The organism is Arthrobacter sp. U41 (assembly GCF_001750145.1).
In the GTDB taxonomy this organism is placed as follows: Bacteria; Actinomycetota; Actinomycetes; order Actinomycetales; family Micrococcaceae; genus Arthrobacter.
On the sequence record NZ_CP015732.1, the window covers coordinates 2,479,714 to 2,506,280 of the forward strand.

General features: G+C 67.2%; 16 protein-coding genes and 1 tRNA gene. 15 read left to right on the forward strand and 2 right to left on the reverse strand.

Annotated elements, in window-relative coordinates; translation table 11 throughout:
- Positions 1 to 10: 10 nt before the first annotated feature.
- Complete coding sequence (locus ASPU41_RS11355; RefSeq protein WP_069951007.1) at positions 11 to 1,108, reverse strand: AAA family ATPase; 1,098 nt, start codon at positions 1,106 to 1,108, stop codon at positions 11 to 13.
- A gap of 207 nt (positions 1,109 to 1,315) precedes the next feature.
- On the opposite strand from ASPU41_RS11355, the gene ASPU41_RS11360 reads away from it, so the two are divergent.
- The 5 genes from ASPU41_RS11360 (at position 1,316) to ASPU41_RS11380 (ending at position 7,771) form a co-directional block, all read left to right on the forward strand.
- Positions 1,316 to 2,203, forward strand: coding sequence for a TatD family hydrolase (locus ASPU41_RS11360; protein WP_069951008.1), 888 nt, complete (start codon positions 1,316 to 1,318; stop codon positions 2,201 to 2,203).
- A gap of 305 nt (positions 2,204 to 2,508) precedes the next feature.
- Positions 2,509 to 3,669 carry a resuscitation-promoting factor gene (locus tag ASPU41_RS11365; protein WP_069952645.1) on the forward strand — a complete coding sequence of 387 codons (1,161 nt, stop codon included), beginning with the start codon at positions 2,509 to 2,511 and terminating at the stop codon, positions 3,667 to 3,669.
- A 211-nt stretch (positions 3,670 to 3,880) separates the two neighbouring features.
- Positions 3,881 to 4,804, forward strand: coding sequence for a 16S rRNA (adenine(1518)-N(6)/adenine(1519)-N(6))-dimethyltransferase RsmA (gene rsmA, locus ASPU41_RS11370; protein ID WP_083266477.1), 924 nt, complete (start codon positions 3,881 to 3,883; stop codon positions 4,802 to 4,804).
- A gap of 81 nt (positions 4,805 to 4,885) precedes the next feature.
- Positions 4,886 to 5,848, forward strand: coding sequence for a 4-(cytidine 5'-diphospho)-2-C-methyl-D-erythritol kinase (locus tag ASPU41_RS11375; protein ID WP_069951010.1), 963 nt, complete (start codon positions 4,886 to 4,888; stop codon positions 5,846 to 5,848).
- Between the two features lie 93 nt (positions 5,849 to 5,941).
- Positions 5,942 to 7,771: an ABC-F family ATP-binding cassette domain-containing protein gene (locus ASPU41_RS11380; RefSeq protein WP_069951011.1), complete on the forward strand. Its 1,830-nt coding sequence runs from the start codon at positions 5,942 to 5,944 to the stop codon at positions 7,769 to 7,771.
- Positions 7,772 to 7,991: 220 nt separating this feature from the next.
- On the opposite strand, the gene ASPU41_RS11385 is transcribed toward ASPU41_RS11380, so the two are convergent.
- A complete protein-coding gene (locus ASPU41_RS11385; protein ID WP_069952646.1) occupies positions 7,992 to 8,591 on the reverse strand; it encodes a TetR/AcrR family transcriptional regulator in 600 nt (199 codons plus the stop codon).
- Between the two features lie 215 nt (positions 8,592 to 8,806).
- Between ASPU41_RS11385 and ASPU41_RS11390 the strand changes: the two genes are divergently transcribed.
- The 10 genes from ASPU41_RS11390 (at position 8,807) to ASPU41_RS11435 (ending at position 26,563) form a co-directional block, all read left to right on the forward strand.
- Positions 8,807 to 8,878: transfer RNA gene (locus tag ASPU41_RS11390), tRNA-Gln, on the forward strand.
- Between the two features lie 212 nt (positions 8,879 to 9,090).
- A complete protein-coding gene (gene glmU, locus ASPU41_RS11395; protein ID WP_069951012.1) occupies positions 9,091 to 10,572 on the forward strand; it encodes a bifunctional UDP-N-acetylglucosamine diphosphorylase/glucosamine-1-phosphate N-acetyltransferase GlmU in 1,482 nt (493 codons plus the stop codon).
- Positions 10,573 to 10,577: 5 nt separating this feature from the next.
- Complete coding sequence (locus tag ASPU41_RS11400; RefSeq protein ID WP_069951013.1) at positions 10,578 to 11,558, forward strand: ribose-phosphate diphosphokinase; 981 nt, start codon at positions 10,578 to 10,580, stop codon at positions 11,556 to 11,558.
- Positions 11,559 to 11,832: 274 nt separating this feature from the next.
- A complete protein-coding gene (locus tag ASPU41_RS11405; protein ID WP_069951014.1) occupies positions 11,833 to 12,435 on the forward strand; it encodes a 50S ribosomal protein L25/general stress protein Ctc in 603 nt (200 codons plus the stop codon).
- A 105-nt stretch (positions 12,436 to 12,540) separates the two neighbouring features.
- Entirely contained in the window at positions 12,541 to 13,128 is a 588-nt protein-coding gene (pth, locus tag ASPU41_RS11410) for an aminoacyl-tRNA hydrolase (RefSeq protein ID WP_069951015.1), read from the forward strand.
- 188 nt (positions 13,129 to 13,316) lie between these two features.
- Positions 13,317 to 16,061, forward strand: coding sequence for a helix-turn-helix transcriptional regulator (locus tag ASPU41_RS11415; protein WP_069951016.1), 2,745 nt, complete (start codon positions 13,317 to 13,319; stop codon positions 16,059 to 16,061).
- A 31-nt stretch (positions 16,062 to 16,092) separates the two neighbouring features.
- Positions 16,093 to 18,762, forward strand: coding sequence for a helix-turn-helix transcriptional regulator (locus ASPU41_RS11420; RefSeq protein WP_069951017.1), 2,670 nt, complete (start codon positions 16,093 to 16,095; stop codon positions 18,760 to 18,762).
- 890 nt (positions 18,763 to 19,652) lie between these two features.
- Positions 19,653 to 22,388 (forward strand): helix-turn-helix transcriptional regulator, encoded by a 2,736-nt coding sequence (locus ASPU41_RS11425; protein ID WP_197515642.1) that lies wholly within the window; start codon positions 19,653 to 19,655, stop codon positions 22,386 to 22,388.
- Between the two features lie 66 nt (positions 22,389 to 22,454).
- Positions 22,455 to 25,136, forward strand: a complete 2,682-nt coding sequence (locus tag ASPU41_RS11430; protein ID WP_069951019.1) for a helix-turn-helix transcriptional regulator — start codon at positions 22,455 to 22,457, stop codon at positions 25,134 to 25,136.
- A 218-nt stretch (positions 25,137 to 25,354) separates the two neighbouring features.
- A complete protein-coding gene (locus ASPU41_RS11435) occupies positions 25,355 to 26,563 on the forward strand; it encodes an aminotransferase class V-fold PLP-dependent enzyme (protein WP_231941345.1) in 1,209 nt (402 codons plus the stop codon).
- The last annotated feature ends 4 nt before the right edge of the window (positions 26,564 to 26,567 follow it).

Here is a 26,567-nt window from a genome sequence, read left to right on the forward strand (position 1 = left end):
CGGGCCCGTCCTAGCGGCGGTTCGGCAGCGTGGCAGCCGGAGCGGCCAGGTCCGGGCTGACCGGGATCTTCGCCAGGACGGCACGGATAACGCTCTGGGCGGTCTCGCCCATGCTCGCGGCTTTCCGGTCCAGGATGATCCGGTGCGCCAGGACGGATTCCGCCACGCTGACGATGTCGTCCGGCAGCACAAAATCCCGGCCCTCCAACGCCGCCGTGGCTTTGGCCGCACGGAGCAGCTGGAGCATGGACCGGGGGCTGGCCCCGAGACGGAGCATGCCGCTTTCCCTCGTGGCGCGTCCCAGCGACACGGTATATTCCTTGATCGACTGGGAGACGTAGACCTGCCGGACCGTGGCGATCATCGAGGCGACCTCGGCGGCGGTGACGACGGCGGTGACCCGGGTCAGCGGCGACGTCGCCTGGTGGGTTTCCAGCATTTCCATCTCGGCGTCCTTGTCCGGGTAGCCCATGGAGATCCGCGCCATAAAACGGTCCCGCTGCGCCTCCGGGAGCGGGTAGGTGCCCTCCATCTCGATCGGGTTCTGCGTGGCCACCACCATAAACGGCTCGTCGAGCTTGTAGGACTTGCCGTCCACCGTGACCTGGTGTTCCTCCATGCATTCCAGCAGGGCTGACTGGGTCTTGGCGGAGGCGCGGTTGATTTCGTCGCCGATGACGATGTTGGCGAATACCGCACCGGGGCGGAACTCAAAGGACCTCGACGACTGGTTGTAGATGGACACGCCGGTGACATCGGAGGGTAGCAAATCCGGGGTGAACTGGATGCGGCTCACCGAACAGTCAATGGTCCGGGCCAGGGTCTTCGCAAGCAGGGTCTTGCCCACCCCGGGGACGTCCTCGAGGAGCAGATGGCCCTGGGCCAGCAGCACGGTCAGAGCCAGCTTGGCCGCCTCCGCTTTGCCATCGATCACGGTGTTGATTGCGGTCAGGATGCGCCCGCTGGCGGAGCGGAACTCGTCCGCGTCCATGGCGACCGGCGGCTGGGCAGGGCGCCGGGCTGCCGGGAGCCCGGCCACGGCGGATTCTTCCCTCCGGCCCTGCCCTTCCGGGAGAGCGTCGTCTAGGGAGATGCGGTGGTAGTCCATCGGTAGCCTCTCAGCCCTGGTGGGTTCCCGACCTTCCGTTGTCCTGCAGCCGGTATTTATATCAGAGTACTAACACAACTGCCGGGCCTGACAGAGAGTTCCCGGGGAAATCTGTCTCGGGCCGCCGGCCGGGAGATAGCGCGGGCAGGTTAACTGCCTGCGCGGTTCCGGTTCATCCGGCCGCAGGACCGACGTTAAGGTTGAAGGATGATCAATCCCCTGACTCCCGTCCCGTTCCGTGCGCCCGGCAGTGATGGCACCGGCAGGCAGGGATACCCGCCGGCCCCGGAACCGCTTCCGGTGCCGGTGATGGACAACCACACCCATCTCGATTTCCCGAACGAGGACCTTGCGGTCAGCATCGGTGACGCCCTCGATGCCGCCGAGGCCGTGGGGGTCCAGGGTGCCGTGCAGGTGGGATGCGACCTCGAATCGTCCAGATTCACTGTCCAGGCAGTGGACCTGGATCCGCGGCTGCTGGGCGCCGTTGCCCTCCACCCCAATGACGCGCCGGGATATGCCGCGCGCGGAGAACTGGACGAGGCCCTGGCCGAGATCGAGGCCCTCGCGGCGCACCCGAGGATCCGGGCCATCGGCGAAACCGGCCTGGATTTCTTCCGCACCCAGGGGGAGGGGTTGGCCCATCAGCGCTATTCCTTCCGGCGTCACATCGACATTGCCAAACGCCTCGGGCTGGCACTGCAAATCCACGACCGTGACGCGCATGACGACGTCGTCCAGGTGCTGCGGGAGGAGGGGGCCCCCGAACGCGTGGTGTTCCACTGTTTCTCGGGCGGGGCGGAGCTGGCCCGGATCTGCAACACCGAGGGCTGGTACATGTCCTTCGCCGGGACCCTGACCTTCAAAAATGCCGCGGATCTCCGCGCCGCCGTGGCTATCGCGGAGCCGGAGCGGATCCTGGTCGAGACGGACGCGCCGTTCCTGACCCCGCATCCCCACCGGGGCCGGCCCAACGCAAGCTATATGGTCCCCTACACCGTCCGGGCGATGGCCGAATTGACTGGATGGGAGCTCTCGGAACTGTGTGCCCGGATCGCCGGAAATACCGTGCAGGCATACGGATCCTGGGACTGATGTGACGAAAGCGCACCCCGCCGGATAGATACCGCGTATGCGGATTTTGTTGGTGGCTTTATAACGCTCCGGTTACAGTGGACAACTATTAGCCGGGGTCGGGGAAGGCCTTCGGACAATTTCACTCCTGCAGGGCGCGCATCGTGGCCAACGAACCATGTGCGCGCTCTCGTTTGTGAGTGTGGCAGTGCACACAGCTGCCGCGGACATCACGCGCCCTGCGGGTGCGGCCTCAGGGCTGTCGGCGGCGGGTGAAAGCGTGCACTTTTCCCCGTGCCCGGATGGTCCAAAAGATACGGGCAATCGTGGTCAAGTTCTTCACATCGGATGGCAAAGTCAGCTTCGTCAAAGTCGGCACGCAGCTCGTGGTGCTGGTGGCACTCGTGCTGGGACTCGTTGCCTTCGTCGGCAACAACAAGACAGTCACCCTCAACGTCGACGGCAAAGTGAGTTCCGTCCAGACCTTCGGCGGCACCGTCGGCCAGGTCGTCAAGGGCGCCAACCTTGAACTCCAGTCCTCCGACCGGGTCACGCCCGCCGCGGACTCCCATGTACAGGACGGCTCCGTCATCAACGTCAACCTCGCCAAGGCCGTCAAGGTCAGCCTGGACGGCGCGGAGCGGACCATCAGCACCACCTCGCCCACTGTCGAGGGCCTCGTGACGGAACTCGGCGTGGCCGGCGCCTCGGAACTGTCCGTTCCGAAGGACGCGCAGCTCGCAGTCTCCGGCTCCTTCGTTACGATCTCGACGCCGAAGAGCGTGAGCATCGTTGCTGACGGCAAGGCCGACAAGACCACAACGACAGCGGCCAACGTCGGCCAGCTCCTCGCCGACGCCGGCATCTCGCTGGGCGCCACCGACCGCGTCTCGCAGCCGGACAACGCCCCGGTGGTCAATGACATGGTCATTAAGGTTTCCCGCGTGGACGCCAGCCAGACGGCCGAAGCGACCGAGGCCGTGCCGTTCGAAACCTTCACCACCGAGGACGCCGGGCTGACCAAGGGCGAAAAGAAGGTGACCCAGGCGGGCGTGGCCGGCACCATCAGCAAGAGCTTCAAGCTGGTCCTCGTCGACGGCCGCGAAGCCTCCCGCACCCTGGTGTCCGAGTCCGTCAGCATCCAGCCAGTCACCGAAAAGATCACCGTCGGCACCAAGCCCAAGCCCAAGCCGGCAGCACAGACCGCCGGTGCCAACACCGGCGCCGGGGCCCCGGCCATGATGAACGAAGCCATGTGGGACAAGATCGCGCAGTGCGAGTCCACCGGCAACTGGTCCATCAACAACGGCAACGGCTACTACGGCGGACTGCAGTTCGACATCCAGACCTGGCTCGGATCCGGCGGCGGCGCATACGCCCCGAACGCCAGCCTGGCCACCAAGGCCCAGCAGATCGACATCGCCAACCGGGTCTACGCACAGCGCGGCCTGCAGCCCTGGGGCTGCGGCTGGGCAGCCTCAAGCTAAGCGGAGACCGGCCGGAGCCTCAGCTCCGGCCGGCGCCCAAATGCATTTAGCCAAATGTATCTGGACGGCGTCCGCAGCTGCTGACCACGGCAGCGGACACCAGGCAAAGGCCGGGTCCGGTTCCCGGACCCGGCCTTTGCCATGCCCGGGCTGTGGATACCCGGCGTTTGCCAGGCCATGCCCAACCTGGCCGGCGGGATAGGATACCTAGGTGACTGAACCGACCCCCTCCGCGCCAGGCAGTACGCCACTCTCTGCCCCGACCGGTACTCCGGCGACCGCGCCCCCACCCCTGATGGGCGCCTCGGACATCCGCAGGCTGGCCGAGGAGATCGGGGTCCGTCCCACCAAGTCCCTGGGCCAAAACTTCGTCATTGACGGCAACACCATCCGCAGGATCGTCGCCGCCGCGGACATCCACCCCGACGAGACAGTCCTTGAGGTGGGGCCCGGGCTGGGATCGCTCACCCTGGGGCTGCTGGACGCCGCCCGCTCCGTCGTCGCCGTCGAGATTGATCCGGTGCTTGCCGGCAAACTGCCTGCCACGGTCGCCCAGTGGCGACCGGCCGCCGTCGGGAATTTTCACCTTGTGCTCGCCGACGCCATGCGGGTCACCGAGCTGCCGGTGCAGCCGACCGCTCTCGTGGCGAACCTTCCCTACAACGTTGCCGTCCCGGTGGTCCTGCACCTGCTGCAGCACTTCCCGAGTCTCCGCCATGGCCTGGTGATGGTCCAGGACGAGGTGGCCGACCGGCTCGCCGCCGGGCCCGGGTCCAAGACCTACGGCGTTCCCTCGGTCAAGGCAGCCTGGTACAGCAGCATGCGCAAAGCGGGGGTCATCGGCATGAACGTCTTCTGGCCCGCACCCAAGATCCACTCCGGCCTCGTGTCGTTTACCCGCCGGGAACCACCCGTCACCACGGCCACCCGGGAACAGGTGTTCGCCGTTATCGATGCCGCCTTCGCCCAGCGGCGCAAGACGCTTCGCGCGGCACTGGCCGGATGGGCCGGCAGCGCCGCGGAGGCCGAACGCTGCCTGCGGGCCGCCGGCATCGACCCCACCGCGCGCGGCGAAGTGATCGACATCGCGGCCTTTTCCAGGATCGCGGAAGCCCGCGAGCAGCCGGTAAACTGACCCCGCCGGCAGCACCGGAAACGTGAACCCGGTCCTGCGCCGTGCTTGGAGCCTGACCCTGCCATGCCATAGCGTGGAGCCATGAACGCAGTGAGAGGGCGCTTTGCCGCGAGGACTGTCCGGGTCAAGGCCCCCGGCAAGGTAAACGTCTCACTCGATGTTGGCCCCCTTCGCCCGGACGGCTACCACTCGGTGGCCAGCGTCTACCTCGCGGTGTCCCTCTACGAAGAAGTCGCCGCCACCAGCACGGACACCGGGGAAATAACAGTCAGCATCAGCCCGGCCAGCACCCTCGACCTCGACGGTGTGGACATCCCCCTGGATGAGCGCAACCTGGCCTACAAGGCCGCCGCGATCATGGCCGACGTCTCGGAGCACTCCACCGGCGTCCATCTCGAGATCACGAAGCGGGTGCCCGTGGCCGGAGGCATGGGCGGCGGCTCGGCCGACGCGGCAGCCACGCTGCTTGCCTGCGACGCGCTGTGGAACAGCGGACTCTCGCGCGACGAACTCGCCCATCTGGCCGCAGAACTCGGCGCCGACGTTCCGTTCTCCCTGCTCGGCGGTACCGCCGTCGGGCTCGGCCTGGGCGACGAACTCTCGCCGGCCCTCGTCAAAGCCCAGACCGACTGGGTCCTGGTGACCGCGGATTTCGGCCTGCCCACCCCGGAGGTCTACCGGACCCTGGACCGGCTGCGCGCCGCCGAGGGGGCCGCAGTCGAGGAACCCACCGCGGTGGACCCGATGATCCTCCAGGCCCTGCGCAGCGGGGACGCCGACGCTTTGAGCCGCGTGCTGGTCAACGATCTCCAGCGCGCCTCGATTGAGCTGGCCCCCGGCCTCCGGGACACCCTGGGTCTCGGTGAATCTTTGGGGGCGATCGCCGGCATCGTCTCCGGTTCCGGACCCACGGTCGCGCTGCTGGCCCACAGCCCGGCGGCGGCTGAGGGGCTGGCCGAAGACCTCCGGCACCACGGCCTCGACGCCATGGCGGTGCACGGCCCGGTTCACGGGGCGCGCATCATCTCCGATACGCTCCTTTAATAGGATTGTCGTCACCCGCACGACGTATGTGGCTTGGATCGATCCGGCCTGACCTTTGCTTGACATTATTTTTCTCTAGGAAAGCAGTTCCCAGTGGCACACCTGCTCGGCGGCGAGAACCTTACGGTCTCGTATGCAACCCGTACCGTTCTCGACGGCGTTACCATCGGCCTCGAGGAGGGCGACCGGATCGGCATGGTCGGCCGCAACGGCGACGGCAAGTCCACGCTGATGCGTCTGCTGGCGATGCGCGCCACCCCGGACACCGGCCGGGTGACCAAGCGCAGCGAGGTCAACATCGGTTACCTGGACCAGAGCGACGTGCTCGACGGCGACCTCACCGTCGGTGCCGCGATCGTCGGGGACCAGGCCGACTATGAGTGGGCCCGCAATCCCCAGATCCGCGAAGTCATGGGCGGCCTTGTCTCGGACGTTGACTGGCATGCCAACGTGCATGCCCTGTCCGGCGGGCAGAAGCGCCGGGTGGCGCTGGCCAAGCTGCTGATCGAGGACCACGACGTCATCATGCTCGACGAGCCCACCAACCACCTCGACGTCGAAGGCGTCGCCTGGCTGTCGAGGCACCTGAAGACCCGCTGGCGGGCCAACCAGGGTGCCTTCCTGGTGGTCACCCACGACCGCTGGTTCCTTGACGAAGTCTGTACCAAGACCTGGGAAGTCCACGACGGAATCGTCGACCCGTTCGACGGCGGCTATGCCGCCTACGTGCTGGCCCGGGCCGAACGCGACCGCTCGGCCTCCGTGGTGGAAAGCAAGCGCCAGCAGCTCGTGAAGAAGGAACTCGCCTGGCTCCGGCGCGGCGCCCCGGCCCGCACCGCCAAGCCCAAATTCCGGATCGAGGCGGCAAACGCCCTGATCGCTGATGTTCCCGAGCCGCGCGACGCGACGGCCTTGAGCAAAATGGCCACCGCCCGGCTCGGCAAGGACGTCCTGGACCTCGAAAACGTCTCCCTCGACTTCCTCGGCGGCGACCCCGGGCAGAAGCTTTTCGACAACATCACGCTGCGGCTTGCGCCCGGCGAGCGGCTGGGCCTGGTGGGCGTCAACGGTGCCGGCAAAACCACCCTGCTGAAGCTCCTCAACGGCGAGATCCAGCCCAGTTCGGGGAAGGTCAAGCGCGGCAAGACCGTGGTCACCGCGGTCCTCTCCCAGGAGGTCAAGGAGCTTGACGACGTCTCGGACCTGCGCGTGATCGAAGTGATCGAGCGCGAAAAGCGCTCCTTCAACGTCGGCGGCAAGGAATTCACCGCCGGCCAGCTCGTGGAGCAGCTCGGCTTCACGAACGAGAAGCAGTGGACCCCGGTCAAGGACCTGTCCGGTGGCGAACGCCGGCGCCTCCAGCTCCTGCGCCTGCTGGTGGGGGAGCCGAACGTGCTGATGCTCGACGAGCCGACCAACGACCTCGACACCGACACCCTGGCCGCCGTCGAGGACGTGCTGGACGGCTGGCCCGGCACCCTCGTCGTCGTCAGCCACGACCGCTACCTGCTGGAGCGGGTCACTGACCATCAGATGGCACTCCTCGGCGACGGCAAGATCCGTGCCCTGCCGCGCGGCGTGGACCAGTACCTGGAACTGCGCGAGGCGGCGCTGGCCGGCTCCACGATCACCGGCGGCGGCAACCCCGTCATCGCCGCCAGCGGTAGCTCCGCGGCCGCCGCGGGCGGCCCCTCGGAAGCCGAGAAGCGGGACGCCCGCAAGGCCAAGAACCGGATTGACCGCCAGCTGGGCAAGCTCAAACAGCAGGAGGACAAGATCCACGCCCAGATGACCGCAGCGGCTGCCGACGGCTCCGCCGCGGGCAAGCTCGCCGAGCTCAACAAAAAGCTCAAGGATCTCGCGGTCGAACGCGAAGCCCTTGAACTTGAATGGCTGGGAGCCCTCGAGGTTCTCGGCGAGTAGTCCCTTGGACCCGGGGGGACATGCCCAGTATGTTGCGGCCCGGCTGGACATGTCCCCCGCTCGCGTCCGATCCCTCAGGACATGTCCCTCGGGGCAGGCAACGGTTGGACATGTTGGTGCTATGTCCATGCTTTGAGACCAGGGGAGGGCATGTCCCGCGGGGACGCTCAGAGCCCCCAGCCCGCCCGCTGCCGCAGGAATGGGCCAGCCGCACCTGGGTCTAGTCGTCGCTGCGGAGTTCGGGGTCTTTCCGGAGGCCGGTGAGGCCGTTCCAGGCGAGGTTGACCAGGTGCGCGGCCACTTCGCGCTTGTCCGGCGTGCGGCACTCCTGCCACCACTGTCCCGTCATTGCCACCATTCCCACCAGCATCTGCGCGTACATGGCGCCGTCGGCCGACGTGAAGCCGCGGCGGGCGAACTCGTCGGCCAGGATGTACTCCACGCGGGCTGTGACGTGGGAGAGCAGGGTGGAGAAGGCTCCCTCGGGCTGCGCCGGCGGGGCGTCGCGCATCAGGATGCGGAAGCCTTCGGTGCGGTCCTCGATATAGGTCAGCAGCGCCAGGGCGGCCCGCTCGACCAGCACGCGCGGTTTGGCTTCCTCGGAAAGCGCATCGTTGATGGAGCCCAGCAGGATCCGGAACTCGCATTCCACGACCTGCGTGTACAGGCCTTCCTTCGAGCCGAAGTGCTCATAGATCACCGGTTTGGACACCCCTGCCGCCGCGGCGATCTCCTCGATGGTGGTCCCGTCCAGTCCGCGCACTGCGAAGAGTCCCCGGCCGATGCCGATCAGCTGGCTGCGGCGCTGGGGCCCTGTCATCCGGACCCGGGGTATGTAGTCGGCGGACCGCACGGGCCTGCCGCTGCGGCCCTCCGCCGCTCCGGATACCCCTGCGCTGTTGCTCACCGCTCCATCATGCCCCAGATTCCCCCGCCGGGAGGGGAGCCGCCGCGCTCTGTCCGGGGTCAACACTGGGCGGCAACGCAGTATGGCAGAATTGACTCTCGTGCCACAGGCTCACAGCCTTGGCATGGTCCGCCCTGGTGTAATGGCAGCACCCCGGCCTTTGGAGCCGTGGAGTATAGGTTCGAGTCCTATGGGCGGAACTGCTGCGCGTTGAGGGGCCGGGAAGCGGCACCCGGCGGACGCGGCCCGGCGCGAGTCCAGTAGGATGAATCTGGCGCCGTGACCGGAATTTTCTCCGGCCAAGCCGCGCGGATCCGGCAACCGAGGTGCATCAACTGCCCTCAGCCGCCCGCCACCCAGATCCACCGAACAGCGGCAATGAGCTAAGCCACTGAGCAAGGAGAGCCCGTACGTGAGCCCCGAGAAGACCGGCCCAGCCGCCGTAATCGTCCTAGCTGCAGGTGCCGGTACCCGGATGAAGTCCCGTACCCCCAAAATCCTCCACGAGATCGGTGGCCGGTCCCTCGTCGGCCACGCCCTGCATGCCGCCCGCACGATCCGGCCGCAGGAACTGGCCCTCGTGGTCCGTCATGAACGCGACCTGGTGGCCGCCCACATCGCCGCCGTCGACCCGGGAGCCCTGATCGTTGACCAGGACGAGGTTCCCGGCACCGGCCGCGCCGTCGAAGCCGCCCTGGAGGCACTGGACGCACGCGGACCGCTCAGCGGCACCGTCGTCGTGACCTACGGCGACGTCCCCCTGCTCACCGGTGAACTGCTTGGCCAACTCGTCGCCAGCCACGAGGCTGAGCACAACGCCGTCACAGTCCTCACGGCCGTTCTGGACGACGCCACCGGCTACGGCCGCATCCTCCGCGCGGCGGACGGGTCGGTCACCGGCATCCGGGAGCACAAGGACGCCACGGACACCGAACGCGACATCCGGGAGATCAACTCCGGCATTTACGCCTTCGACGCCGCAGTGCTCCGTGACTCGCTGGCCCACGTCACGACCGACAACGCCCAGGGCGAGAAGTACCTCACCGACGTGCTGTCCCTGGCCCGTGCCGCCGGAGGCCGCGTCGCCGCCGTCGTCACGGAAGACCGCTGGCAGGTCGAAGGTGCCAATGACCGGGTCCAGCTTTCGGCCCTCGGCGCCGAACTCAACCGGCGCACCGTCGAGGCCTGGATGCGCGCCGGCGTCACTGTCCTCGACCCGGCCACCACCTGGATCGACGCCACCGTGACCCTCGACGAGGACGTGCGGCTGCTGCCCAACATCCAGCTGCACGGCACCACCACGGTGGCGCGCGACGCCGTCGTCGGCCCCGACACGACCCTCACCGATGTCCGCGTGGGGGAGGGCGCCAAGGTGGTCCGCACGCACGGTTCAGGTTCCACGATCGGAGCCAAAGCGAGCGTCGGGCCGTTCACCTACCTGCGCCCCGGCACCGTCCTCGGCGAGACCGGCAAGATCGGCGCGTTCTACGAGACCAAGAACGTCACCATCGGCCGGGGTTCCAAGCTCTCCCACCTCGGCTACGCGGGCGACGCCGAGATCGGCGAAGACACGAACATCGGCTGCGGAAACATCACCGCGAACTACGACGGCGAGAAGAAGCACCGCACGGTCATCGGCTCGGGTGTGCGCACCGGCTCCAACACCGTCTTCGTCGCACCCGTCCGGGTCGGTGACGGGGCCTACAGCGGAGCCGGCGCAGTGATCCGCCGCGACGTTCCGCCCGGCGCCCTGGTCCTGTCCCTGGCCAAGCAGCAGAACTCCGAGGGCTGGGTCCTCGCGAACCGCCCCGGCTCGGTTTCGGCGTCCCTGGCCGAGGCTGCCGGCGCCACCACAACTTCCTCCAGTACTCCGGCATCTACAGAAGAGGGCTAGCAAAAATGAGCGAAATTACGGCACGCGGCGAGAAGAAGCTGGTGCTTGCCGCTGGGCGCGCGCATCCTGAGCTGGCGAAGGAAATCGCCAAGGAGCTCGGAACCGAGCTGCTGCCCCTGGATGCCTACGACTTCGCCAACGGCGAGATCTACGTCCGCGCCGGGGAGAGCGTGCGGGGCACCGACGCTTTCGTCATCCAGGCGCACCCGGCCCCGCTGAACAACTGGCTGATGGAACAGCTCATCATGATCGATTCGCTCAAGCGGGCCTCCGCCAAGCGCATCACCGTGGTGTCTCCGTTCTACCCGTACGCCCGGCAGGACAAGAAGGGCCGCGGCCGCGAGCCCATCTCCGCCCGCCTGATCGCGGACCTGTACAAAACCGCCGGCGCCGACCGCATCATGAGCGTTGACCTGCACACCTCGCAGATCCAGGGCTTCTTCGACGGTCCCGTGGACCACCTGATGGCCATCCCGCTGCTGGCGGAGTACATCCGCACCCGCGTCGCGGCAGACAACATCACGGTCGTCTCCCCGGACACCGGCCGGGTCCGGGTCGCCGAACAGTGGGCCGAGCGCCTCGGCGGCGCGCCGCTGGCCTTCGTGCACAAGAGCCGGGACCTGACCGTTCCGAACCAGGCCATGTCCAAGACGGTCGTCGGCCAGATCGAGGGCCGCACCTGCGTCCTGATCGACGACATGATTGACACCGGCGGCACCATTTCCGGCGCGGTCCAGGTGCTCAAAAACGCCGGCGCCAAGGACGTTATCATCGCCGCAACACACGCCGTCTTCTCCGATCCCGCGGCCCAGCGGCTGGCGGAATCCGGCGCCCGCGAGGTCGTCGTCACCAACACCCTGCCGATTGACGCCAGCAAGCGCTTCCCGCAGCTCACCGTGCTGTCCATCGCGCCGCTGATCGCGCGCGCCATCCGCGAAGTGTTCGACGACGGCTCCGTCACCAGCCTGTTCGACGGCAACGCCTAACACCTGCGGTTGAGCCTGCTCAACCGTCCGCCAGTGCGGGACCGTTTTAATGAATCCGGCCCCGCACTGGTAGCCTAGACACGAAACCTTGGCGAGGGAGAGCGCCCGGTACTCCGTATTAATGGAAAATTAATCGGTAACCGGACTGCTGGTCTCCGTTATCGACTGGGTCTGAATCTCCCTTCGGAAGGGCGGCCTCACGGCCACCCGGCGTTGAAGGTCGCAAACAGACCTCCGCCCTTGCCGAACACCGCAATCCCACGAGGAGATCCACATGGCTGAGCAGAAGCTCGCAGCAGAAGTACGCACCGAATTCGGCAAGGGCTTCGCCCGCCGCGCCCGCATGGAGGGCCTGATCCCGGCCGTCATCTACGGCCACGGCGCCGAGCCCATCCACATCACCCTGCCGGCCAAGTCCACCACCCTGGCCGTCCGCGTTGCCAACGCGCTCCTGACCCTGGACATCAACGGCGAACAGCACCTCGCCCTGGTCAAGGACATCCAGCGCAACCCGATCAAGCAGATCATCGAGCACCTCGACCTCCTGACCGTCCGCCTGGGCGAGAAGGTCACCGTGGACGTTCCCGTGCACGTGACCGGTGAGCTTGCCCCCGGCAACGTGTTCAACCAGGAAATGACCACCGTCTCCCTCGAGGCCGAGGCTACCCACCTGCCGACCGGCATCGAGGTCAGCATCGAGGGCCGCACGGCCGGCGAGCACATCCACGCTTCCGACCTTGTTCTGCCCAAGGGCGCCGTCCTGCTGGCCGACGCCGAGGCCCTCGTCGTGCACATCTCCGAGGCCACCGAGGTCTCCGAGGAAGAAGCATCCTCCGACGTCACCGAAGGCTCTTCGGTCTCAGAAGCAACCGCGTAGTTCCGGCAAATTTCGGTGGCCGGGTCCCATTGGGGCCCGGCCGCCGTCGTCTGCCCCGCCTGCCATCCGACCCGGACTTCCCGAATTGCCCCAAAGGACTGATCCATGACTGACACCTGGCTGATCGTAGGCCTCGGGAACCCCGGAGCCGAGTACGCCCACAACCGGCACAACGTCGGACAGATGGTCCTTGACGAACTCGCTTCCCGGATCGGGAGCGGCTTCAAGTCCCACAAGTCCCGGGCGCAGGTTCTGGAGGGCCGGCTTGGCATCGGCGGACCGCGGGTGGTGCTGGCCAAACCGATGAGCTACATGAATATTTCCGGCGGGCCGGTCTCTGCGCTGGCCAGGTTCTATGACATCGAGCCCGGCCATGTCATCGCCGTGCACGACGAAATCGACATTCCCTTTAATACAGTGAAGCTGAAGCTCGGTGGCGGCGAAGGTGGCCACAACGGGCTGCGGGATATCTCCAAGGCCCTGGCCACCAAGGACTACCTGCGGGTGCGGGTCGGCGTGGGCCGTCCGCCGGGCCGGATGGACACGGCAGACTATGTGCTGAAGGACTTTTCCGGCTCCGAGAAAAAGGAACTGCCGTTCCTCATCGACGCCGCGGCCGATGCTGTGGAGACTTTGGTCCGCGACGGCCTGCCTGCGGCCCAGCAGCAGTTCCACCCCGCCAAGGCACCCTAGGCGGACGCGCACTGTACTTTAGCCCGCGCCGGTGGCGAAACGCGTCGTCACCGACCCCCTAATTGATTTCCAAGCGTACTGAAATGCCGATATGATCGCTCTACTCTCATGTCGGGGGATAGGGATACGCTACTTCTAGGCGGACGGTCTCGGTTTTGCTGTCCGCAAAGCGGTACGAAGGAAACTAGATGTCGAGGGAATCGCTGGGCTGGGGAAATGTTTCCACTACATTGGCACCCGCCGAAGAAGAACCTGCAGCAGGTCCGCTGGACCGGCACCGGTGGACCGGTCTCGCGCGCAATGCCGACGCCGACCGGGTCCGTAGTGCCCTGCTCGCGGAGGACCGCATGGGCGTGGTCATCACCGGTGACCGCGGGGTCGGCAAGACACAGGTAGGACGCACTGCGATCGCGGGCTTCGGCCCCGACGTCTATACCCTCCAGCTCCGCAGCTCGGGACCGGGGTCGGCGACCCCTTACGGCTGCCTCGCCTTCACCCTCGCCCGCCTGCCGCAAAGCTCCCTTGGCTCGCCGACGGCCATCCTGCACGGCATCACCTCCCTGATCCGGGACGACGCCGCCGGGCGCAAATGCGTCATTATGCTGGACAACGCCGGAGCCCTGGACGAACTGAGCACCGGTGTCCTGCTCAACCTGCTCCAGACCCGGACCGCACGGCTCGTCGCCACTGCCCAGCGCACAACGGACCTTCCGCCGGACTTCTACTGGCTCATCACCTCCGGGCAGCTGGCCGAGGTCCGGCTCGCCAACCTCACGGAGGTCGAAACCCTCGAGGTGCTCAAGGCGGCACTCGGGCACAGGGTCTCCAGCGCACTGGCAAGCCAGCTGCACCAGCTGGTCGGCGGCAGCCCGACGCTGCTGCAGGCCGTAGTCTCCGAGCAGATCGAACGCGGCAACCTGGTGCTGTCCGGATCCGTCTGGACCCTGGTGGACGAGGTGGTCCTTGACGGGCGGACCGCACTGGAAGACATCGTCCGGGCACGGTATGCCCGGGAAACACCGGTGGCCCGGGAGCTCATCGAGGTGCTGTCCTGCGCCCGGACCCTGCCACTGGCCCGGCTCGCGCGGATGTACAGCCCCGGGGTGATCGCGGACATGGAGGACGCGGGCCAGATTGTGATCGAACGGACGGACCGGCATCCCGTTTCACTCGGGGACCGCTATCTGGGCGACATCGTTCGGAACTGGCTCAGTGTGGAGCGCAGGCTGGAGCTGCGGGACAAGGTGCCGGGGCACCAGCAGGAGGAGCTCAATGAGCTCACCGTGGAGGACCTGATGGCCTACGCGGCCTGGACCCACGACTGTGATGCGCCGCTGGCACCCGCCCACGCCGTGGCGGCCGCCGGCGCCGCCGTCAAACTCTTTGACCCGAAGTTTGCGCTCAAATGCGCCGACAGCCTGACCCCGGAGGATCCGGAATGGACCGAAGGGCAGCTGCAGAAATCCGCCGCCTACCTTCAGCTGGGGCTCCCACTGCAGGCCATGGCTGCCCTGGACGACGTCTCCGAGGCCCAGCTCAGCACCCTCGGCGCGGAGGCATACGCGGAGCTGATCGCCGCGAAGGCGGACTGCATGTCGTGGCTCGAGGACCGGACGGGACAGGTTCCTGAACTGATCCGCCGGGCCCGGCTGCGGCTCCATGAACTCGGTGAGCTCCAGCCGGCGGCCTCAGCCGGGGAACTGGCGAGCGCCGGTTGGTGCCTGGACCTCTGCGAATTCAACTACCTCTCCTTCGTCGGTGACTACGCGCCCATGATGGAACGGCTCAACGCGGCGGCTTCGCCGGACGTGGATGACATCGATCCGGTGCACCGGCTGAGATCCGGGATCATCCTGATGGAAGCCCTCTGCATGACGGGCAAGGAAATCGATGCCCGCAAGCTGATGCGTGACATCGGCGGGCAGCTGGGGGAATGGTCCAACGTTCCGAGGATCCGCGAAAACTTCGCCTGGCGGTCCTTCAACGTGCTGCTGCTGTCCGGACAGTGGCGCCAGAGCATCGACATGCTCAAGGACGCCAGCGGCCGGGCCGGCCACGGGCTGCATTCGGGCAGCGCGGCCACTGATCTTGCGGTTGGACTTGCATACGTCTACGCGGGCCGCGGCTATATGGCGCTCGACCCGCTCCTGGCCGCGATCGCGCAGCTCGAAGTCCGGGCCAGCCTGCACTCCCTGCGGCAGGCCTACGCAGCGACCGCCTTCGCCTACGCCCAGACCGGCAATTCCGTGCAGGCCACCGTTTACCTGGACCGGGCACGCTCAGCGGACGGCCCCGCCCGCTTCACGGTCCGAAGCGCCGCGGACTTCTGCATGGACATGGCCTCACGCTGGCTGGGTGATCCGGAGGCGAAGGACCGGCTGGTGCGCGCGGCCGAGGAACACTACCGGGCCGGCCGTTACACCCTGGCCGGCATCTTCATGCTCGGCGCGACGGTCAACGGCACCACCCGGGACTTCCACTTTATGGAGGAGATCGCCGGGTTGCGGCAGGGTCCGCTGGCGGAGCTGTCCCGGACCGTAGCCGTGGGCAGCCGCAAGAAAGACGCCGCCATCATGCTGGAAGCCGCAGCCCAGGCCGCGGCCATGGAACTCGACGCAGTCCAGGCCAGATGCGCCGCCCTCGCCTTCGACTTCGCCAAGGCTGCTGGTCTGAGCGGAAAGGCCAGTGCCGCACACGCCATCCTTGAAAGCCTCGCGGATTCCCTGCCCGCCCTGCCGATCACGCCCAGGAACAAGGGGCCGCTCCTCACCGAGAGGGAGCGGCAGATAGCCACCCTTGCCGGAAACGGAGTCTCGAACAAGGATATAGCCCTGGCCATCGGCATCTCAGTGAGAACAGTGGAAGGGCACCTCTACCAGGTGTTCACCAAGCTGGGAGTTTCTTCGCGAAGTGATCTGCTTGGACTTATCTAGGAAGCGCGCAGCCGCCCCCGATGCGACAGAAGTGTCCAGAGCCCTGACCGGGCGGACGGAGGACCTGCGCTCGGCGGTGGAGGCCATCCAAGGCAGCACCCACGTCGCGGTCCTGCTGCTCGGGGACAGCGGGATCGGCAAATCCACGCTTCTGGAAGCCGTGGTGGAGGAACTGCAGACTACTGTGACCCCTGTGCTTATCCACGGCAGCCCTTCGCTGGCGAATGTTCCGTACGGGGTGCTGGGTCCCTTCATTGTCGGCCTGCCCGTGCAGGATGCCACCTCGCAGCTCGCGGTGCTCAGAACCTTCTGGTCCCGGTTGGAGGAAGAGCGCGGCGTCACCCAGAAGCCCCTGCTGCTGATCGTGGACGACGCCCATGACCTGGATGAGTCGACCGCAGGGATCCTGGTGGAACTCGCCGCCGCGGGGTGGGCCAAGCTGCTGGTGGCCTCGGCCACCCGCCCGGGCCTGCCGGAGCCGCTGCTTCAGTTGTGGTTTGAAGGCATAGCGGAACGCCTCGACCTTCGTCCGCTAACCCAGCAACAGACGGCCGAAATCCTGCAACACGAACTCGGTCCCCAGATCCTGCCGAACGTCGCCGAGGTCCTCTGGGAAGCGTCCGAGGGCAACCCGCTCCTGCTCAACGGGTTGATCGAAGACGCGAAGAGTGACGGCTCACTGCTGCAACGCAACGGGGTGTGGCTGCTCGGGCGTCCCCTCAACAGCCACGGGGACCGCTTGACCGATGTGGTGCGGCGGCAGTTGCTGCGGCGCTCGCCGGAAGAACGCCAAGCCCTGAACCTGATCGCCCTGGCCGAGCCAGTGTCCCGCGAGCTCATTGAGTCGACGGTGGGTGAGGTCCCGGTTGCTGCCCTTATCGAACACGAGTTGATCCGCGTTACGCCATCGCCCCACCCTCAACTGCGGTTGTGGCACTCGATCTACGCGGACACGCTGCGCAACCTGATCTCGCCGGCGCGCAGCCTCCAGCTCCGGCAGAGCCTGCTGCGGCTGATGGACAGCGAGCTGACGTCGGCAGAAGGCCTGCTGCGCCAGGTGAGCTGGTCGCTGGAATGCGGAGCTGAAGTCGACGACCGTCAGCTGCTGCGTGCCGCGGTCCTCGCCAGCCGGCTCTATCAGGACGAACTGGCACGCAAGGCCGCCGCTTTGGTCAAGGACCCTGAACTGCAGGTGGCGGCCCGGACGGTGACGGCACGGACCTACTTCAATACCTCGGACTATGCTGCCGCGCGGGACATCCTGGAGGCCGACTTCGCCAAGGGACACAGTGTGGCTGTCCTCCTCACCGGAACCCTGATGTGGGCTTCGGTGCTGGCCGCTCTCGGCCACACGCCCACCGACATCATGGACCGCGCCGGCGCACTCCTGGAGGCAGGGGAGCGGCTGGCCAGGGAGAACCCGGACGACGCCGAGGAAATCCTCGCGGCCACCAGGGAACGCTATGCCACCATGCACGCCATGGTGTTCGCGCTTGCAGGCGAAAACCCGGACGGTGCCGGCACGGGAACCGAAGCGGAGCCCGCCCTGCCGAATCCGCCGGCCAACTCCCCTGAAGCAGCCTTCAGGCTGGCGCTGAAATCGGAACTGCTCCTGGTGCAGGGCAAATCGGAGCAGTCGTTCGCGGCGGTGTCCGAGGCTCTTGACGTCGCGGGCTCCGGGCACGACGACCTGTATTTTCTGGCCGAATTCCTTGTGGCGCGGGCAGCAGCGCCCGTGATCCACGGCGGCGACTGGGAAGCCGCAGAATCCCTGCTGGCACGCGTCGCCGCCGGACCGGGACCAAACCTCATCACATTCGGCGGGGGAGTCCACGCCGCGCGCGGGATCATCCTGCTGTACCAGGGCAAGGCCGCCCAGGCTCTGAACACCCTGAGCGCGGCCCTGGAATCACTGCGGCTCGCGGATCCCCAGCAGCTCTTCGCCCTGGCCTCCTCGATGGCTTTCGCCGCCGCCGCGGAAGTCGGCGCCAAGGACAGGGCTGCGGCATTCCTCGCCGACTACGAAGCCGCACCGCGGGCGGTGTCACGCTACCTGCGCCTCCTCTCGCAGATGGCGGTCACCTACGGAAAAGCGCGCCTCGGCAACTACCCGGGCGCCGTCGAGGAGCTGCGGGCACTGGGCCGGCCCGATGGCGACGATTCCACCGCAGGCGTGGAGTTCGACTCGCTTGCCTTCTGCCTGGCCCTGGGGGACCGGGACGCAGCTCTCCGGCTGCTGGAACTGCAGCCAGGGCTGGAAGGCCCCAGGCCGGCCGCGATCTGTCGCTACGCGGCGGCGATCAGAACCGACCTGCCGGCGGACCACCTGGACGCTGGCAAAAGCTGCGAGGATGCCGAGCTCTGGGGCTTCGCGGCTTTGGCCTATGACGCCGCTGCGAACGGGTACCGGGCAGCCGGCGACACCCTGAGGGAACGCATGGCAATGTCCCAGCGCAAGCGCTGCCTGGACAGGGCCGACAGCGCCAACGGCCTCGAACAGGAACCCGAGACCGACGCCTTGGGTCTGCTGACCCGCCGTGAGCGCGACATCGTGGCACTGGCCGTGCGGGGCCTCAGCGACCGCCAGATTGCCGCCGAACTGCAGGTGTCCATCCGGACAGTCGAGGGCCACCTGTACCGAAGCTATGCCAAGCTCAACGTCAAAGGCCGGGACCAGCTGCCCGGAGCGTCCCCCGCTTAGCCGACTGACGTTCTCCGGTCCCCCCGTTGCGCCATTGTGCCGCTGCGCTGCGGTCTCCCGGCGGCGCCCTGGCGGATCCACTCCATTTTCCGCACCGGGCGTGCGTAACTCGCGGGGTCCGGCAAGTAGGCTCCGGGCCGGACGGGTAAGCGGACCGCGTAGCCGGACCGAGCCAGCGTCGGAAGCCCGCCGTCGTGGCAAGTACCCTCGATCATGGTTCGTTCGCAACCCGTCACGAATTCGAGTACGGACTACCGGTGTGCCGCTGGCGTCCGGTTCGCTAGATTGTAGTCAGCACCAGGAACCACCCGACAAAGGACTTTGAACGTGGAGCCATCAACGCGGATGCGGCCCAGGCCCTTCGATGAAGCTGCCAGGATCGCCGGCGTGGGGACGATGATCAGTTCTGGTGCCATAGATACTAAAATTCTTCCAAATTGGTCTCCCGAATGGTTCCCGCCCTGTGCGTGAACCCCTTTGACGGAGCCGACGGCGTCGGAACCTTCTGAGACCGAGGTTCCTCCCCCCAGCCGCCGTCGGCTCCCTAAGATTTCAGTGGCCGCAGTCCTGGCTCGGCCGCCCGCAGGCCGGGCGGCCGTGCCAAGACTGTGTCGGCACCGAGAAGCAGAATCTGGCCGGGACGGCAGCCCTCCCGAGCCTTCGCCCGCAGGGACACCCGCGTGGTCGGGCATCGCGTCTCCGGGCGGGCGTGACGGTTCGGACTACTTGGTTTGGAACCCTTCGAGACCCGCAGATCCTGAGTACACCCACGTAGCCCAGGTCATGCCCCTACGCCTGTAATCGAGTAGCGCATACGCATCCCGAATTTTCCTGCGGTCAATATGTTGGACCTATCGGTAGTCAATACTTTGATTGCGAAGGTCTCTCTCATGTTTCAGCAAGAAGCCGGCCTGTCTGCGGGCAGCGGCAGAACAGATGCGATTTCAGCCGCCCAACGCCAGGGGAAGGTGTGGCACGAGAAGCACTTCACGCGACACAAAACCGTTACTGATGTAGTCGCGGCCCTGACCTCGGGATCGGGCTGCGGGGCAGTGATAGTGGGGGAACACGGGGCCGGCAAGTCCTTTATCGCCCAGCGCGCCCTCGAACAGCTCGGTGACGAGTTCCTGGTAGTCCAGATCAGGGGCAGCTCCATCTCCTCGAAGCTCCCGTACGGCGCCCTCAGCGTCCTGCTCAACGATCTCGATGCCTCCCACCTCGAGCACCCGCTGATGGTCCTCCGGGGCTTGACCCAGTTGCTCCATACCCGTGCCCAGGGCCGCAGCGTCGTACTCTTCGTGGACAATGCCCATGACCTGGACGAGCTCTCCACCATGATGGTTGCCCAACTCTGCGCCGGCGGCCATGTCCTGCTGCTCGCGGCGTGCGTGGACCTGCCCAATCTGGGCAGCGACATCATGGGCCTCTGGAAGGACGACCTGCTGCGCCGGGTGGACCTTGGCCCCTTCGATTTCGTCGAGACGGCGGACAGCCTCGCCCAGGAGTACGGCGGGCACTTTTCCCACGCCGCGGCACGTGCCCTCTGGAACGCCAGCGGCGGCAATGCGCTCTTCCTGCACTCCCTGGCCCGGGAACAGATCAAACTGGGAACGATTGTCCGCCATGAGGATTCCTGGGTTTTGGGGGACCGCCCGGTGGCTCTGGCAGGTGAGATCCGGGATGTGCTGAAGGCCCGCCTCAACCGGCTCAGCCCGGGCCAGCGCGACGTGTTTGAAATCCTGTCGCTCGCCGGAGCTTTGCCCCTGCAGACCCTGATGCACGTGTCCAAGGCGCAGGACATCGACACCCTCCAGGAGCGGGCGCTGATCCGCGTCAGCCATGAACATCCGCCCATGGTGAGCATCGCCAATCCGGTGACCGCCGGCATCGTTGCCAGCGTGGTTCCGCCCGGCCGCAGTGCCGAGCTTCGCCGCCGGCTGGGCGCCGTGCTCCAAGACCTGGACCTGGACGAATACACGGGTTCCACCGCCGTCGCATGGGCACTGGACTGCGGGGAGGAAGTCGATCCCAAGCTCGCCCTGGCCGCGGCGCGCCTCGCGAACAAGGCGTCCGATCCGCAGTCCGCCCTGAGGTTCACCCGGGAAATCGACGGACGGGAAAAGCTGACGGACGTGGCCGTCGAATCTGCCCGGGCATTCATCACCCTGCACAACGACGAAGCAGCCCGCCGGATTCTGACCGACGTTGAACAGCGAGCCGGTGAGGGCCTGGCACTGGATGAATGGGCCTCACTGCAGCTGCTGTGGGCGGAACTGGACAGCCGCAGCCCCGCAGCGGCGGGCAGCGCACTGGCCCGGCTGCAGGAGATCGAACTGCGGGTCACGATGTCCGCGGACGCCGGCACGAAGCGTGGCTCCGTGGCGGAGCGGGTGCGCCTGGCATATGCCGAACTGGCCGTTTTTGAGGGCCGGTACCGTGATGTCCTGCAGATGTTCCCGCATGCGGATGCCACCGATCTGGGCAGCGAAGCCAAGATCATGGCGGCGAGCCTGTTGTCTGAGGCGCAGGCTGTCACCGGCGACATCCTCGGCGCCGTGGGGCTGGGCCGGCAGGTCATTGTCGCCGCTGCCGCCCTGGATCTGGCCGACGTCACCATCCGCGAAATCAGGGGCAGGTTCCTGCTGCTCCTGCTGCTGTCGGCAAAGTTCCGGGAGGCCGGGGACTTCATCGCGGGCACCTCGGAGTCCTGGGACGAGCAGGCCAGGCTTGGCGGCATGTTCGAGATCGGTCAGGGGATTGTCGACCTCCATCATGGTCATCTCACCCGGGCCCTTCCGCGGCTGCAATCCGGAGTCTGGCAGCTCAGCGTGCACGATCCGGATGCTGTTGCCGGACTCGCAACGGCAGCCTGCGCCTACGCGCTTGCACTCCAGGGCGAGGAGGACAAAGCCGGGGCCCTGCTGCTGGATCTTGAGGAGCCAATGCCGCGGGCGTCGTGGCTGGTGAACCGGATCACGCGCTACTTCGAGCTGTCCGCAAAAGCGGAAATCGGTCAAAAGACCGAGGCGCTCCGCGCGCTGAAGCTTGAAGCCGACATCGACACTGAAGCCTCCGCGCTCGCCACCGGACTCCAGTTTCTCTCCGCTGTGGCCCGGCTGGGAGACCGCCAGGCCAGCCAGAAGCTCAGTGACCTGGCGGGCCAGGTCACGGGCCACTTCGCCGGCCTTTGCTCCCGGCTCGCGGAAGGGCTGAAGGATGCCGACAGCGAGGAATTGCTGGCAACCTCCAAGGACGCCGATGCGGCCGGACACGCAGTCTTCGCCAGGGACGTGACAAGAAAAGCTGTCAGCTGCGCCAACGATGCCGGGAACCGTATCTCGCTCCGGATGGCCCAGCGCACCCAGCAGTCCCTGGAGGACCGGTTCGGCAACCCCAGGAACGGCGTGCTGTCCCTGCTGACCTCGACGCTGACAGCCCGGGAATCCGAGGTGGCTGTCAGGGCCGCCGCGGGTACCTCCAACCGGAAGATCGCAGACGAGATGCACGTTTCCGTCCGCACGGTTGAGGGACACCTCTACCAGGTGTATGCGAAACTCCACGTCGCGAGCAGGTCGGAGCTCAAAGATGTCATCGCCGGACCAGCGGAACACGCCCGCCTCGGTTAGCGGAGCCGGCCCACCATCCTCCGGGCCCGTCCGTGAGCCGCCGCGCCGGCGCAGGGAGGGTCGCAGGTGGAAAGCCTGACTGAGTCAGCCACGCTGGTTGGACGGTCCGGCGTCGTCAAGGACATTGTCAGGTGCCTGCGGGACGGCGTGAAGTCCGGCGCCCTCATCGTCGGCAACCCGGGGACCGGGAAGACCGCCGTTTCCAGGGCGGTCATCCGGGAACTCCGGCCCAACACGGCGGTGATTCGACTCGCAGCAACCCCGGCCCTGTCGGCCGTGCCCTTCGGCGCGCTGTCGCCCTATCTCAGCCAGCTGCCCGCGCACGACCTGGATTCGTACTCCGCCGTCGTTAAGGCCGTGACGGACAGTATCAAATCCCAGCCCAGCAGGCCGCTCTTCGTGATCGACGACGCCCAGTGCCTGGACCGCGGGACGACGCAGCTTGTGGCCCAGGCCGTAGCCACCGGGGCTGCCAGCGTCCTGGCCACCTGCCGGCCGGGCCTGCTGATCCCCGAGGAATTCCTGGCCCTCTGGGATGACGGGATCCTGGCGAAATTTGATCTGGAGCCGCTCACCCGGGCCGAGGTGCACCAGCTCTGCGAGCAGGTACTCCGGGCCGATGTCTCGCCCTGGGCCAGCGCGGTGTTCGCGGACGCCTCCGCCGGAAACCCGTTTATGCTGCTCTCCCTGATCGAACACGCCCGGAAGACCGGGGCGCTGGGACTGCGCCGTGGCATCTGGTTCCTGCTCTCACCTCCCGCCCTGGCCGATATCCCGGTCGCTGACCTGATCGGCCATGAACTGCGCTCGATGTCACCCGAGGAACGGACTGCTGCCGCCATCGTGGCGCTGGCTGGACCAATTTCGCTCGGCCAGTTGCTGGGATTCGGCGGCCCGAAGGCTGTCGACGCGCTGGAGAGGGCCGGCATTATCAGCGTGTCGCGGGGCGCCGACCGGACGGTGCGTCCGGCAAGCCCCCTGATCGGCGAGATCATCCGCCGCTGGGTTCCGGCGGGCAGAAGCGCGGGACTGCGTGCCAGCTTCGTGTCACTGCCGTCGGGAACGTTTGTGCCCCCGGACGCCTTCCTGAACCGGGTTCGGTGGGCCCTGGATTGCGGGGCCGTGGTCCCGGCGGACCAGCTCCTCAAGGCGGCGTCCACGGCCAATGCGGCCCTCGATGCCCCGGCGGCGCTCAGGACCGCTGAGGCAATTTCCGACGCTGCGTTGGTTCCCGAGGCCCGGCTGCAGATGGCCTACGCGCGCTATCTGCTCGGCGACCGCGAGCAGTCCGCGAAATTCCTTCAGCTCTCCGAACCCGCCCCGAACGAGGAATCTCGCCTTCTGGCGGCGCTGCTGTCCGGCCGCCTGCGGGGACGGGCAAAGGCACCGGCACCTCCGGACGCAGCACCCGCCGGCGCGGCACCCGGCGTCGGCCGGATCCGGAACGGAGGGCCGGCCTCGCCAGGGGAAGCCGCGGCGGGGCCGTCGTGGCTGGATCCGGCTCCGATTGCCGCGGCGGCGGGGATCGCCGGTAGCCAGCTGAACGCCGGCCAGGAGGACCGTGAGGGCAGACTGAGCCGGCTGGTCGTGGCCGCAGGGGAGCGGCCAGAAATCAAACTTCCGGCGGAGTCGCTGCTCGCCGAACTGCTCTGCGCCAAGGGCAGGGTCGTGGAGGGCATCGGGCTCGCCCGCGACGCCTGGCAGGGGGCGCAAAGCTGGGACATGGCGTTGCCGCTCGTTTACGAAGACCTGCTGGTGCGCTACAGCCTGAGCCTGAACTGGGCCGGGGAATGGGAGGCGCTCGGCACTGCCCTCGATGAGTACGAGGCCCTTTACCCGTCGAGGCTGTTGCTCAGCGGCGGCATCCTGCACTTGATGAGGGGCCTCGCCCGCGTCCGTCAAGGGCGCATGCCCGAGGGCATTGCCGAACTCGTTCTTGGCGTCGAGGAACTCACGATTGCCGATCCCTGGGAGTTGCTGCCGCTAGCCCATGCCGTGGCAGCCTATGCCGCCTCCGTGGTGGGCCAGGCGCAGGAGGCCGAGGAGCACGCGGCCGCTTTCCGGCTGTTCCGATACCGGGGGCCGGGGGCCGTCCCGCTGCTCGCCGAAGCCTATTCAACCGCGGCCAGCGGATCACCGGGCGGGGCCGGCGATGTCAGCAAGAGGCTCACCGGCCTGGCCGCGGAGGCCAAACGGCAGGGACTGCGGGGGGTCGAGACGGATATCAGACGGCTTGCCGTGCGCCGCGGAGATACCGAAGCGGCGGACGGTCTTGCCCTCAGCAGCCTCGCGGTCGAGGGGAGGGAAGCGGGGATGCTGCACGACTATGCGCTTGCAGTGCTGCAGGCTGACGACGCCGAACTCGTCCGGATCAGTGACAAGGCATTGCGTGCCGGCTACGTGTTGCTGGCCCTCGAAGCGGCGCAGCAGGCGGAACGGTGCCTGGCCGAAACCACGGACAAGCGGAAGCTGCTGGCGGTCCAGCGGAAGATCCAGAACCGGATGACTGCTGCCGGGATGGCTGCCCACATCGACCTGGTCCGTCCCGAGCAGGATGCGGAACTGACCGCCCGGGAAACCGAAATCCTGGATTTGGTGTCCGGCGGTGCCACCAACGCCGAGATCGCCAGCAGGCTCTGCGTTTCCCAGCGGACCGTGGAAGGACACCTCTACCGGGTCTTCGCCAAACTGGGCGTCAGCCGGCGGGTCGATCTTATCGACACGGGCGGCGATTCGCACCGGGCCTGAGGGGCCCGGCGGGCACCCGCAGAAACACCTGCCAAATCGCCCGCAGAATCTGGCGTGCCGTTCCGTGGGATGATGGACAGTAGTCCTTTTAACCCCGATCTGAGGAGGCCAGCGTGGCTTTTGCGGCGACGTCAGAGTCCCAGGCCCTGCTCACGCCTGCACTGAGCGACGATGAAGTCTTGCGGATCCGCAACGACTTCCCCATCCTCTCCAGGTCCATGGGCGGGCACCCCCTGATCTACCTGGATTCCGGGGCAACCTCGCAGAACCCGGTGTCCGTCATTGAGGCCGAGCAGGAGTTCTATGAACAGCGGAACGCCGCCGTTCACCGCGGCGCCCACCTGCTGGCCGTCGAGGCCACGGAGTCCTTCGAGGACGCCCGCGACACTCTTGCCGCTTTCCTGGGCGCCCGGGCCGATGAGATCATCTGGACCGCGAACGCCACCGAGGGCCTGAACCTGCTCAGTTACGCGTTCCTGAACTCCTCCCTGCCGGGGGCCGGGGCGCAGGCGGCCCGGTTCGCCCTGGGGGCCGGCGACGAGATTGTCGTCACCGAGATGGAGCACCACGCCAACCTCATCCCGTGGCAGCAGCTCGCGGTGCGGACCGGTGCGACCCTTCGGTTCATCCCCGTCGACGACGCGGGCGTGCTGGACCTCGAGGCGGCCGCCGGCATCATCACCGGGGCCACCCGGGTCCTCGCCTTCAGCCACGCCTCCAATGTCCTGGGCACCATCAACCCGGTCAAGACGCTGGTGGCAATGGCCCGCCAGGTGGGGGCCCTGACCGTACTGGACGCCTGCCAGTCCGCGCCGCACCTGCCGCTGGATGTGAAGGACCTCGGCGTGGACTTCGCGGTCCTGTCCGGGCACAAGATGCTGGGGCCCACCGGCGTCGGCGCGCTGTACGGCCGGTCCGAACTGCTGAACGCGCTGCCGCCGTTCCTCAGCGGGGGATCGATGATCACCACGGTAACGATGGAGCGCGCCGAATTCCTGCCTGCCCCGCAGCGCTTTGAAGCGGGAACCCAGAACGTCTCCCAGGCCATCGCCCTCGCCGCGGCGGCGAACTACCTCACCGAGACGGGGATGGGCCGCATCCACGCCTGGGAATCCTTGCTCGGGCAGCGCCTCGTCGAGGGTCTCGCGTCGATCCCCGGCATCCGGGTCCTCGGACCGGCCCCGGGACAGGAGCGGATCGGCCTCGCCTCCTTCGACGTCGCCGGTGTGCACGCCCACGACGTCGGCCAGTACCTGGACAGCAAGGGAATCGCGGTCCGGGTCGGCCACCACTGCGCGCAGCCGCTGCACCGCCGTCTCGGCCTGACGGCCACCACCCGGGCCAGCACCTACCTGTACAACACAACGTCCGATGTGGACACTTTCCTCGCGGCTGTCGCCGAGGTCCGAGCCTACTTTGGAGCTTAAGGAT